Raw genomic sequence first — 12,566 nt, forward strand, 5'->3', positions numbered from 1 at the left:
AACATCGTGCATCAGATGGAAACTCGGACTTTCATGAGATGGCTGATACCGACCCGCCCCCTGGTGTCATTGCGTCTGCTCGCCTCGAATCCTCCTCGAAACCAGAAGGGTCTGACCGGGTGCAAGCAGCTACGGGAACATCGATGAAGAGCGCTTCCCCGGGCATGCAGTATCAGGTGAGCGTCATTATTCCCTGTTTTCGCTGCGATGATTTTTTACCCACTCAGCTCGACGCTCTGGCGCATCAGGAGGATGCTCCGCCCTTTGAAGTGCTGCTGTGCGACAACGGTGGCAACCGGGACCTAGCCGGGCTGGTTGAACGCTGGCGGTATGTCTTGCCGGGCTTGCGGATTGTGGATGCGACAGCACGTCGAGGAACTGCTTATGCCCGCAACCGAGGCATGGGTGAAGCTCGCGCTCCTAAGCTCCTTTTTGCCGATGCTGATGACCTGGTGATGCCGCATTGGATTGCGCGCGGGAGCCGTCAACTCGATAAGGCGCCGGCGTTTTCAGGCGGAGCTATTTCGGTGACCGCGGAGCTTATGGAGCAGGGTAGGTCTGCGGTGCTCGATTATGTTCTGCCCCGTGTTGAGCCCGATGATTACGAGCCTTTGTTGAGCGGCTCCCAAGACTATCCGCTGCTGATGGGGTGCAGCTCGGGAATGACCGCACAGTTCGCACAGGCAATTGGCGGATACGATGTCGCCTTCGCGAGCCAGGCGGAGGACAATGACCTCGCTTTTCGCATCCGCAATGCGGGCGTGCCGGTTCTTGATGCTAGCCAGGTGTGCATCGCCTATCGTCAGCGAAAAAGCTCCGAAAAAACATTCCGACAGGGTATGCGAGCGGGACTGGCACATGCTCTGCTGTGCGCCCGACACAATGCCTGGCAGTCATCTCCGGCATACCGGGGCCATTGGGTTTTACGTCCATTAAAGTATGTACTGGAGACAGCGCAATCTCGTTCCCGCTGGGATGCAGATTCGTTCGGTCGGCAAATTGGTACGGCGATAGGAAGGTTAGGTTTTGCGATGGGGCGAAGCATCCCCGCTCCGGAACTTGGAGTAGGAATGGTCCGCGACTCTGTGCCTCATGATTCTGTGTCTCGCGATTGCCCCTCGGATTCTGAGGAGAGTCTGACCGTGGATGATGCTGCGCCCAGCGAGCCGGTGGCCGGCTCTGATGAGGTGACGGTGAGTGTTGTCATCCCGTGTAAAAATGGGGCTGAGGTTATTGGCCGCCAGTTCGATGCGATTCGAGCATCTGAAGATGCCCCGCCGTTTGAAGTCATTCTCGTGGTGAACGGTTCAACCGATGGAACCTGGAATGTTGCCGAGGAGTATCGACGTCAGCATCCGGATTTCCCGCTGCGGATTATTGGCTCGGCGCCGGGGCGAGCGGGCGCACGAAATACCGGGGCGTTGGCTGCCCGCGGAAAGATTCTGGCCTTCTGTGACGCGGATGACCAGGTTTTTCCGCGTTGGCTGGTGGAGCTCACCAACATGGTTCAGCAGCATCACGGCATTGTGGGTGGCCAGATGATGCACACGGTGGTCAACTCGCCCAAGGTGCTTCGCGCCTACGGTATTGACCCGAATGAACCGGACCGTTCGCTGGCGCCCGATCCGCCTTTGGATGATGGGTCTGAGCTGCGCGACGTGGGGGAAGGGAACTTCGCGGTCTGGAAAGATGATTACCTGGCGGTGGGCGGGATGGATGAGTCCTATGAAGGTGGGCTAGAGGGCACCGACTACTGTGTCCGGTCCCACCTGGCCCGGATTCCCATTAACTATTGTCAGCGCGCTCTTATCCATTACTGGCTGCGGAATAATCCGCTGGGATCCTTCCGTCAGCAAAGAGCCCTTGCCCGCTGCAAAATACTTTTCTTTGTGCGCTTTTACAAGAGCGGGCTCTCCTCGGGTGCAAGTCTTAAATGGACTGTGAAGGGCTTTATCAAGTCCGTCCTTGCCCTGCTGCGCTGGAAGTCGTTGTCGGCTGACAAGAGGTTTGCCCTCATGCATGACCTGGGCGGGCATATTGGGTCGCTGGAAGGTCATGTTCTCTACCGGTTCCTGCGGCGGATTCCCAAACGAAAACTGATCCAACGATAGGCCGGTTGGGCTATGTGGTGCTCATTGCGGCTGGGTAGATAGGTGCGAGCCCGAGAGTGGGTTCATAAGAAGGGACTTGATATGGGAATGGGCCTGGGGACTCGCCTGCGCAAAGCCATGTTTCCTTTGGTGATGTCCGATTCTGTTCATGGGCGCCACCGCTGGAAATTGCTCAAGATGCTCGGCGTGCACGGGATGGAAAGCTGCTTTATTCAGCAGCGCTGCATATTTCGCGGGTTTTCCACTCGTATTGGTGAAGGTAGTTATATCAATTACGGTGTCTATTTCGATGATAATGCGCCGGTCATCCTGGGTCGCAATGTCGGAGTGGGTCCGATGACGAAATTTATTACCGCATCGCACCGGCTCGGCCCGTCAGAGCATCGAATATCGGGAGGGTTTGCTGGTGGCCCAATTGTTGTTGAGGACGGCTGCTGGATCGGTGCGAACGTGACTGTTTTGCCGAATGTCACCATTGGGCGAGGCTGCGTTATTGGGGCGGGAGCGGTCGTCACCCGCGATTGTGAGCCGGACGGGTTGTATGTTGGTGTTCCCGCCCGCCGTATCCGCGATCTGGATGTTGAGCCAAAGCCATAAGCTGAGCCCACATCGCAGGCTGAGCCCAATACTGAACGAGCCCTCAGGATAACGGGCCCTCAGTATAAATAGAGAAAGCGCGGACCGTGGGTCTGCCACTAGCATCATGCGTAGCTAAGTCGCCTTTTATATGCCGCGCTTAATGTTGCCTTTTAACCCTGCATTTAATAAGCCACCCTTTACTGTTATACGTAATAAGACGGCCTCTCGGGTCGTAGTGGGATAAGCCGCCCTTCACTGTCGTACCTCATAGGGTGACCGGTCATAACACGGCGGGTAAGCGGCCACGCGGAGGGGCCTGGAGTCACTCAGTCAGCAGGGCTAGCTCGCGCTCCAGTTTCGGTGCCTGGATATCGAGATCACGTGCGATCACCGCGAACCGATGCCGCCAGTCCAGCTGGTGCCGGGCGTGCCGGTGAATTCTCTTCGCGAGGTGTGGGGTCCAGCTATGAGAAGCTTCTGCGACCAGTTGCACACCAGCTGCGGGATCGTCGTGGGGAATGCGGATACTCGCCCATTCAGGAACTAACTGCCGGGCAGCTGACGCGGAAGGAACCGCCCCCACCACTACGCAGCCGTGCGCGAGGGCATCAGTCCACCGGCCCGTCAGATAGTCCTTGGTGGGATGGGTGTAGCTCGCTGGGCTGAGCAGATTGGTAAATGCGAGGACAGCACGGGCTGATCCCAGTGCGCGATGCAGCAGGGTCATCGACTCCTCTTCGGTGCGGCCAAATCCAGGTCGGCCCGCGTAGGCCACCCCGAACTTGTGGGCCAGGGCCGTGATCTCGGCGTCGTGATCCCAGGATTCGGGTTGTCTGCCGACCCGAAGGAGGTCGACTGGGCGAGGGAATGACGTCGCCACATCAGCAACCGACAGGGTGTCCGCGCCCCAGGGCAAGACCCCGATGGTTCCGGCGGCATTGTGCATCCAGTCCGCAACATCGCCATCATCCATGACGTAGAGGTGGTCGTACCATCCGCGGGTCCGGGCAATGCGAGGAATCCGATCAGACCAGAAGCTGTCGATAACCCAGCCGTTGATTGAGGCGTAACGGCGTCTGACCGAATGATCGCGCAAAATGAGATTGAGGGCCTCAGGATTCGGTGCGATGACCAGAAGATGTCGGGTGCCTGAGCGGCGTGGCGGTAAAAACAGGCGGAGTTTATCGGCCGCCGCAATGGGCGACATGTGGTCTAAGCGGATGAGCCGAGCCGGAAGGGTGGACGCGGCGAGCTGGGCCATCATCCCGACGGGACCCCATCCGCCGGTGGACACGCCCTCCACCACGATGTCCAGGCATGGTTGTGCAGTGCCGACAGCATGCGCGCTGTTAAGCGAGGCCGCAGGAGCAGCACTAGGCGGGTTATGAGAAGGGATGCGCGTGGGCGTATGTGGGTTATGAGAAGGGGTGTGCGTGGGCGTGTGCGGGGAATCGGGGTGAGACGAGGTCATAGGGCCCTTCATTTCAGGGAGCCGAGCTCGACGAGCCGCGCGAATGCGGGATTCTGATCGCGCACCTCAGAGAAGGTGCCGATACTGGTGACTTCACCGTGTTCCATAAAGGCAAGCTGATCAACATTCTTCACCGTAGATAACCGGTGGGCGACAATAATGACCGTTAGCTCTCCGTTCAGCGACTCTATGGTGCTGGTTATCCGGCTTTCCGTTTCATTGTCCAAGGCGCTGGTGGCTTCGTCGAGGATGAGAAGACTCGGATTTGAATACAGTGCCCGGGCAATCCCGATGCGTTGACGCTGCCCCCCGGAGATACGCGCACCGCCTTCACCGAGGTGGGAATCAATTCCGTTCGGCATTTCACAGACCGCGTCAAAGACATGGGCCTGGCGCAGGCATTGTTCGACCCGGTCACGATCAATATCGTGACCGAGATATCCGAACGCCACGTTCTCGGCGACAGTGCCGTTGAGGATATAGACGTCTTGGGGCACGTATCCAATGGAGGCATACCAGCCCCGAAGATTCTTGCGGATATCGGTGCCATTGGCCAGAATGCGTCCGCTGCGCGGCTCTAAAAGCCCCAGAATGTTGTCCACCAATGTGGTTTTACCGGAGCCACTGGATCCACACAGGGCAATTGAGGTGCCAGCAGGGATTGTGAGGGACACGTTTTTCAGCACGTCCTCGGAACCATCGACGTATCGGAAGCTGACTGCGTCGATGCCCAGGCTGATCGGGCAATCAGGCTCGGCCACCCGGACGATCTGACCCTGGTCATGGTCGTGTTCTGCGGCGAGGTGCGGGTATTCGGTCTCGCCAAGGCCCGATGCCGGGGTACTGGCCGCTTCAATCTGATCTAAGACGATGCAGACAGCCTTTTCTCCGGCCCGGATCGCGCCGAGTGAGCTGACCAATCTGATGAAGCTGGGAAGAATGCGAACACTGGCCGCGGCGAACAGGGTGATGGAGGTAATGGTGTCGTTTCCGTGGGCTGTCATCACAACTACCACCAGCACCGCCGCGATGCCGACAATAAAGATGATCTCCATGGCGTATTTCGGAAGATCGGTCAGCAGCATCAGCCGACGGACCTGCTGAGTGTTGCGCACCCGGGCCAGGCGGTACCGCTCTAAAAAGCGATTGGTAACCCCGTGAATCCGGGCCTCGCGGAAACCGGATACAGCGTCCAAGGAGGTTTTCCACTGGTGCCGAATGCTGTTCATGAGCTGGGCGCCGAGCGAGCGGTTAGCCCGCGCGAGCGCTAACTGCAAAATGGATACGGAGACGATGAAGTAACCGATGGCAAACAGTGATGGGCCGGGCATCGTCATGATCAACAGAATCATGATGAGAAGGATCGTAAGGCCTTCGCCGACCACAGCCATGACGGCGTTAACAACAGATGCGTAAGCGGTTGACGTTGCATCGCTGACGGAATTTAAGATGCTCGGCACTTCACGGCGGCGATGCTGCTCATAGGGTTCTTCTAGATACGTGCGCATGAGGCGGGTGCTGGTACGCACCTGTTCTCCGAAGATAAAGCCGCTGCTCCACCACTTCACCGTGAGTGAAAAAAGGGCTTTAAAAGCGAAGGCGGCAACGAGGATCGCGGCCATGATGACGGTGAGCTGCGTCCGTTCGGGATTTCCTAGGGCATCGGAAATCAGCTTGAGGTATCCGCTGTCGGTGTTCTTGCCCATGGCTAGCTCGGCCAGGGGCAGAATGGCCGCCACTCCGACGAGGTCGAGCATGGAGACGGCGTAGAGCGCAATCACGTTGAGGATGAGAAGCCAGCGGGCCCGCTTGGTGAACATGACGCGGTAAGCGCGGGCGAGAAGTGAGAGCAATGCGGAACCTTCCAACGTTCAATGGAGGTAAGTGCCTGAGACAGCACGTATGCCGCTCAAGCCTACGGTGCCTCGACGGATTTGTGCCCTGACTATCGCTTCTCCAGCAGTGTGATGATCTTCTCTATCGGGACATCTCGATGGTTCTAGCTATGGTGCGATTGGAGGAGTTGCTGGTGAAGGTGGAATTGCGTGTGAGTCGTCCTGCGTTTGGTGGCTTTTGGTGAGGTACATCCCACCCCAAATGCCGTGACAGCCGTATTGTTCATCACTATGATGAAATTCGGGGTCAGGCCCTGTGCGGGATGCAGATTAATGCCGAGCGCACGCCGGTTCCTCATCATTTGTCTGCCTTCTCGACTCCAGGAGTCTTCGTGGCCTTGGTTCATTCTGATCGGCACGTTGGCGTCGATCCCATGGTGCCTGCGATAGCTACGGGTCCGTTGCGCGGTCAACGTTTTCGGCGTCCCCGGCGCCACTACCGGCGTCTTGTGTCATCGCTAGTTGTCGTTGGTGATGTTGCTGTTCTTGCGCTTGCGACCTGGTTTGGCAGCGAAGCACGAAGAGCTATCCCTGTTCTTGTTGATGCCCGAGATCTCGACGACGCGATCCGTCAAGCCAGTCTCGTCATTGCGGTGGCCTGGTTTGTATCCCTAGCTGTTTTCGGCGCCTATAGGACGCGTCTTTTGACCCAGGGCACCGAAATGTACCGCAACGTGCTGCGCGCCAGCCTCACAGCCGCCGGGCTGATAGGGGTTGGCGCGTATCTTTTGCAGATCCCGCTATCGCGCGGCTTCTTCGTGGCGATGGGGCTCTTTGCCCTGGTCGGTCTGCTGATATCGCGGTTTTTCGTGCGCCGGATCCTGCACCTGATGCATCGACGCGGCATGTTGCTGGACCGAGTGCTGATGGTCGGATCGCTACACCATGTGGAGTCGGTTGCTGCAACGCTGACGCGTGAGTCCTGGTTGGGGTATCGGGTGGTCGGCGCCGTCGTGAACGCGCAGGATTTCAATGCAGCCGAAGAAACTGGAATCCAGATTCTCGGCGACCAAACCCAGCTCCATGATGTGATCACTTCTGTGCGTCCTTCGGTGCTGGTCTTTACCGAAGGGGCTTCCCGCAGCACTGATGAATTTCGGCGCTTGGCGTGGGAATTGGAAGCGAGCGAGATTGAGATGATCGTGGTCCCGTCGCTGTCGGAGATTTCCAGTGACCGGGTGTCGATGCGGCCGGTTGCGGGATTGCCCATCGTTCACCTTGAGCGGCCCCGCGCTGAAGCTGCCACCCGTTGGACCAAACGCATGGTCGATATCGCCGGGGCTGCCTGCATCCTTGCCTGCATCGCTCCTTTGATGGCGATAGTTGCCCTGTGGATCCGGCTCCACGACCGGGGGTCGGTGCTGTTCCGGCAAACCAGAGTCGGTCGAGACGGCAAGGAATTTACCCTTCTGAAGTTCCGGACCATGGTTCCGGATGCGGAACGAAAACTTGCCGAACTCACCCCGGGAACGGCCGACCGCGGAAACGTCATCATGTTCAAGATGTCCAAAGATCCGCGAGTCACCCGCCCGGGAGCGTTTTTGCGCCGCTACAGCATCGATGAATTGCCGCAGCTGTATAACGTGCTGCGTGGCGATATGAGCTTGATCGGGCCTAGACCTGCTTTACCCCGCGAAGTTGCTCGATATGACGAAATGGCGGTGCGGCGACTGTCGGTGCGTCCGGGAATTACCGGGCTCTGGCAGGTCTCCGGGCGCAGTGATCTATCCTGGCAGGAAACCGTGCGCTTGGATCTGTTTTACGTGGACAACTGGTCCTTGGTACAGGATGTAAGCATTTTACTGCGCACCGCGCGGGCTGTTCTCTCGCCTCGCGGGGCATACTGAGACGTGACGTCACGCCCCACTCATTTGGATAGCTCTGTGCCGCGGTCTCTGTGTGCGGTTGCCTATGCGGTGGCTGTGCTCAGCCTCGTGGCCGGAGGAGTTCTCGTTTTATGGCCTAGCGGTTGGGCCGTTAACCGTTTAGTGGTATTTCTCTACTACCGCGCTGTGCAACCGCTCGGTTTAGCGGAGATGATTAGTCTCGACCGATTTGATGACCTGCTCAACGTGGCGCTCTTTGTTCCGCTGGTCGCGGCGTTAACCATTATTCGGCGGACGTGGTGGTGGGTTGTCGCCGGGGTGGTATTGAGTGGCGGTATTGAGCTTTTCCAAGCCCTAGTGATGACACAGCGGTATGGCACGGTGACCGACGTTATCTCCAATAGCTGCGGCGTTCTCATCGGCGCCCTGATCGGGCGTGGCATGTGGTGGATCGCTGTCAGCCGTGCCCGTCACACCCGTCACCGGGGCGGTATTCGCCAAGACGCCCGAGGTGTGACTAATCGTCCACACGACGCCGGTGATGCAGCAGAGACATCGCCGCACGTGGAAAACGCAAAAACCACTCCTGGATGCAATCCCGGAGGGTCGGCGTCCGCCCCAGGCGCAAACGCAGGTGATCGGGGTTGACATGAAGCGCATCCCACAAAATCGCGGCGCGAGCACGGACCCCGCGTGCATCGCGGAACCGCGCACGCCACACCTCACCTGGGTCCTCTCCCGCAAGCACGGCCGTCCACAGATAGAAGCCGGGCTTACCGCGCATCGCAGGCAGGTTTCCGGTGGCAGCGGCAAACGGAACCTCACCGCCGAGATCGTGGGCGAGGCGGGTCAGATCCTCGCGTTTATCTGCCGACAGAATCTCCCAGGTGCGGTTGCGATCATGCCCAGACTTGCCCATTGCATCCCGCGCCGAATGCAAAAGCAGCAGCAGACGCTGACCTCGCAGCGATGGCACCTCGATATCCCAGCCTGCCAGCGTGACTTTCTCCCGTTCCGCCCACAGCGTCTCGAAGGTGCGAACCGGATCCTGGTCGAGGCCCGGGAACGTGCGATGCACATCCACCGTGCCCCAGGTGCGGTGGTAAAACGTCGCGGCGTGATGGAACACCGAGCCATGCCGGAAGTGGGTGATCTGCTCCCAGTCATGCGCTATCAGGGTGCTAAGATACTGTTCGACGTCATGTGGGTGAATTATGACGTCGCAATCGCTGCTCGCAGGGCGTCCATCTGCAAGCTTGGGATGCAGAGCCACTCCTTTGATATGCAGAATGCGGGCGCCTGCCTCGCGTCCGATGAATTCAAGGCAGGCGTGCCCGAGCTCCAAAAGAGCCGGGATGGAAACCTGATCGATGGACATGTGACCATCGTAGGTGCATTGCGGACATCGGACCGAACCAGGTCCGGATGGGCAGGCGCTCAGGACGGAACAGTACGTCCCTCGAGAACGACGATAAGGACACGACGACATGTGGATGCTTGAGGGGCGGCGCCAGTCCTATGCCTGGGGCTCGGTCGATGCGTTGCCGCGTCTCCTGGGGGTGGAGCCCGATCAGGATCCATTTGCTGAGATCTGGTTCGGTGCCCATCCCGTGGCGCCGGCACTAGTGCAGCGAGATGGCGGGCCGATCACGCTTGATGCGTTCATCCAATCCCAACCTCGGCGCGTGCTGGGGGATGCTTCACTGCGTAGATTCGGGCCCACACTGCCCTATCTGCTGAAGATGATTGCTCCGGCCAAACCTCTGTCGCTTCAGGTGCATCCGAGCCTGAACCATGCCCGGGAGTCCTATGCTGCGGAAAACGCAGCCGGTATCGCGCTGGATGATCCGGCGCGCAACTATCGCGATGACAATCACAAGCCTGAAATGATTTTCGCCCTCAGCCGGTTCGAGGCTCTGTGCGGCTTTCGCACCCCTCGTCGCGCGGCATCCATCTTGGAGGGACTGGGCGTAGATCTCACAGATCGTTTGCACGCACTGCTGTGCTCGCAGCCGACGGCGACAGGTATGCGTGCGGCATTTCGGGCACTGCTGTCCCCGCACATTGAAGTCACACCCACGATGATTGAACAGGTGGTTGTCGCTTGCTCGCATCGCCTGTGCGAAGGCACGTCGCCGTCGCCCCGTATCGATGCGATTGTCGCTTCGCTGCACGAGCACCATCCGGGGGATCCCGGGGTGCTGACCGCCCTTCTACTGAATCCAGTCACGCTTGAGGCGGGGGAAGCGATGTTTGTTCCGGCGGGGGCTGTTCACTGTTACCTGAGCGGGCTCGCTGTGGAGATTATGGCTGCATCAGATAACGTGCTGCGAGCTGGGCTTACGCCCAAGCGGGTTGACGCGGACGAAATGCTGCGCTGCGTCAGTTGTGTGGCAGCTCCTCCCATGCGGGTGGCCGCTGAACGGGCTGTCGGCGGCACCGATGTGTTTTACGCACCGGTCGATGATTTTGAACTGTCGGTAACCCGGTTAGAAGGCGGCAGGTCATTTCAGCCGCGCACTCGGATTCCGGGGTCCGGGGCTCGGATCTTACTGGCGGTTGAGGGGGAGATCTTGGTGGAGACCGGAACGGGCCGCATGCTGGTGCGCGCGGGAGAAGCCGTGCTGGTCGCCGACGAGGATGGGGACGTGTGGGCTGGCGGTTGCGGGTGCGTGGTTCAGGGGGCGGTTCCGTGACTCAGTCCCGCGTAGTGAACACTCCGGGTGGGTCGGGGTCATCGCCTGTATCGTCACGAAACATGGTGACACTTCACCCGTGGGTGGCTTTTACCGACGACGGCGAGGACTTAGCACTGGGCAGGATTCCGGATGGGCCCGTGGTGCGGGTATCTGGGCCCGTTGCCATCCTGTGCGATCTGCTGATCGCACGCCGAGAGCAGGAGGGCCCAGGTTTGCGCGTTGACGATCTGCTGACGGAAGTCCTCGAAAGCTACGATGATGTTCCCGATCAGGCGCGGGATCAGCTTCTTGGGCTGCTCAATGATCTGGTCGCTCACGGCTTTGTGGTGGTTAGCGATGGCATGTCCGCGAGTTCGGGGGAACGGGAGCACATCCGACCAGGACGACCCCAGCAGGAGCGACCTAGCCGATGAATCACTCTGACCAGGATCCACCGAGACATGGCTTCACAGGTGCCATTGATGCGCAAGGTGCTGTGCATATGCGGGGCGTTGAGTATCCCCAGTGCACTGGAGATACCCAGAGTGTGGGATCTTCCGATTCCCTGTCGCACCCGGATTACTTAGATATTGAAGCTGCTGGCTGCTGGGCGCGCATTAGATTGCCCGAGGATGCTGATGCTAGAGCGCATTTGATCTCTCTATGGGGGCATCTGCGTGCCGCTGATTCGCCCGTGTGCCAAGGGCGGTTGGCGGGCGTTGAACAGCGGATGTCTGCCGAACCTTCGATCGTGGTCGGTCCACCAACAAGTTTGGGGCCCGGTTACGACTTTGACCTATCGGGTCAGCTCACGCTGGAACTGCTGTGCCACCTGGTGGGGTCGCGACTGCTGTTGCATGCCGGGGTGGTTGATGTCGATGATCTCGGTCCGGTGCTGCTGATCGGACCCTCAGGGGCGGGCAAATCGACCGCTACCATCGAGTTGGCTCGCCACGGACTTTACCTCACCGACGAAATGGCCTGCCTAGACCCGCGGACCCTCGCGGTTGAGGCCTATGCCAAACCGATATCTCGGGTGGTGAGTGAGGGACAACGACCTACGGATTCGATTCGTTCGCGCTACAAAGAAGACTTTGCGCCATCGGCGCTGGGCATGCGCGTCGGCGATCGAGCTAGTGCGCCGGTCGCGGTGGTGCTGCTGGAACGCAGTGACCATCACCAGGGGCCGCCCGTGCTCACGTCGGCCTCGTTGATGGAAGCGTTGCCCTTTATCGTGAGCCAGTCCAGCTCGGTGTGGGCGCTGCCGGACGCGTTGCAGCTGCTAGTGCGATTGTGCCGGGGCCAGTTTGGGGTGCTCAAGGCGTCCTACCGGGAAGCTGGTGATCTGGTGACAGCGCTGCGCAGTTCCCTGACTGGCGCCCCGGAACAGATGTGGGAGCATCTGCCGCTCTCGCAGGCGGTGGGTGTGGCTGCGGGGCAGACGACGAAGAACTCAGGTGATTTTTCAGGCACGGTCTGCTCTGCACGCATGATCGAATCCGCACATGCGTTTGGCTTAGCGGGCACGATTGGCCCCGCCCATCCGGTCGAGCCCAGTGACTCAGGAACCGAGACCATTGAGGGTAAGGATTTAACCGGCTGCTCCTACCAGTTGCTTCCCTTTGCTGATGCGGGGCTCCTGCCGGAAGGGTTGATGATTTTGCGCGACAGTCAGGTCATCACCTTGAGCGGGGCTGGCGCTGCCGTGTGGCTATCCCTGTACGAAGATGGCGTGTTGTCCTATGCCCAGCTTTTAGAGTATGCGCTGAACTCCGGAGAAGACGTTCCTCCCGCCCTGATCGAGGACGGTCTGCGCACTGCGTTGAGCAGCCTCATTGGCAACCGGCTAGCGACGACTCTCCCCAGCTAAGGCACAGATACGGGCTGGCTGACAGAAACCCGGGGGAGTTGGGCGTAGGTCCGGGCGCAACTGGCTATACCAGAGCGGGGCAAGGGGCCGAGCGTTTCCGTGTGCATTGGGGGTGCAAGGCTCGTGGGGTGCAAGG

The 12,566-nt window shown here is 59.5% G+C and carries 9 protein-coding genes and 1 pseudogene; 7 read left to right on the forward strand and 3 right to left on the reverse strand.

The annotated features are described in order from the left end of the window. Positions 1-38 precede the first annotated feature (38 nt). Complete coding sequence (locus BN1724_RS09665) at positions 39-2,111, forward strand: glycosyltransferase (RefSeq protein ID WP_058235190.1); 2,073 nt, start codon at positions 39-41, stop codon at positions 2,109-2,111. Between the two features lie 81 nt (positions 2,112-2,192). Next, positions 2,193-2,708: an acyltransferase gene (locus tag BN1724_RS09670; protein WP_058235191.1), complete on the forward strand. Its 516-nt coding sequence runs from the start codon at positions 2,193-2,195 to the stop codon at positions 2,706-2,708. Between the two features lie 304 nt (positions 2,709-3,012). Here BN1724_RS09670 and BN1724_RS09675 read toward each other — a convergent pair whose 3' ends face one another. Together BN1724_RS09675 and BN1724_RS09680 are read right to left on the reverse strand one after the other, a co-directional pair. Beyond that, positions 3,013-4,161, reverse strand: coding sequence for a glycosyltransferase family 1 protein (locus BN1724_RS09675; protein WP_157085852.1), 1,149 nt, complete (start codon positions 4,159-4,161; stop codon positions 3,013-3,015). Between the two features lie 8 nt (positions 4,162-4,169). Beyond that, positions 4,170-6,014 carry an ABC transporter ATP-binding protein gene (locus BN1724_RS09680; protein ID WP_058235193.1) on the reverse strand — a complete coding sequence of 615 codons (1,845 nt, stop codon included), beginning with the start codon at positions 6,012-6,014 and terminating at the stop codon, positions 4,170-4,172. Positions 6,015-6,388: 374 nt separating this feature from the next. On the opposite strand from BN1724_RS09680, the gene BN1724_RS09685 reads away from it, so the two are divergent. Further along, on the forward strand, positions 6,389-7,903 hold the full coding sequence (locus tag BN1724_RS09685) for a sugar transferase (protein ID WP_231928218.1): 1,515 nt from the start codon (positions 6,389-6,391) through the stop codon (positions 7,901-7,903). Positions 7,904-8,092: 189 nt separating this feature from the next. Then, positions 8,093-8,305, forward strand: a pseudogene (locus BN1724_RS13345) (VanZ family protein); the annotation flags it as partial. A gap of 94 nt (positions 8,306-8,399) precedes the next feature. On the opposite strand, the gene BN1724_RS09690 reads toward BN1724_RS13345, so the two are convergent. Beyond that, positions 8,400-9,260: a nucleotidyltransferase family protein gene (locus BN1724_RS09690; protein ID WP_084252955.1), complete on the reverse strand. Its 861-nt coding sequence runs from the start codon at positions 9,258-9,260 to the stop codon at positions 8,400-8,402. A 109-nt stretch (positions 9,261-9,369) separates the two neighbouring features. Here BN1724_RS09690 and manA point away from each other — a divergent pair, with 109 nt between their 5' ends. From manA to BN1724_RS09705, 3 genes are all read left to right on the forward strand, one after another. Next, entirely contained in the window at positions 9,370-10,578 is a 1,209-nt protein-coding gene (gene manA / locus BN1724_RS09695) for a mannose-6-phosphate isomerase, class I (RefSeq protein ID WP_058235194.1), read from the forward strand. A 62-nt stretch (positions 10,579-10,640) separates the two neighbouring features. Continuing rightward, entirely contained in the window at positions 10,641-10,994 is a 354-nt protein-coding gene (locus BN1724_RS09700) for a PqqD family protein (protein WP_058235195.1), read from the forward strand. Continuing rightward, on the forward strand, positions 10,991-12,430 hold the full coding sequence (locus tag BN1724_RS09705; protein ID WP_058235196.1) for a phosphoenolpyruvate carboxykinase (ATP): 1,440 nt from the start codon (positions 10,991-10,993) through the stop codon (positions 12,428-12,430). The genes BN1724_RS09700 and BN1724_RS09705 overlap by 4 nt, the downstream gene beginning before the upstream one ends. The last annotated feature ends 136 nt before the right edge of the window (positions 12,431-12,566 follow it).

The sequence above is a fragment of the Devriesea agamarum genome (assembly GCF_900070355.1).
GTDB classification, from domain to species: Bacteria; Actinomycetota; Actinomycetes; order Actinomycetales; family Dermabacteraceae; genus Devriesea; species Devriesea agamarum.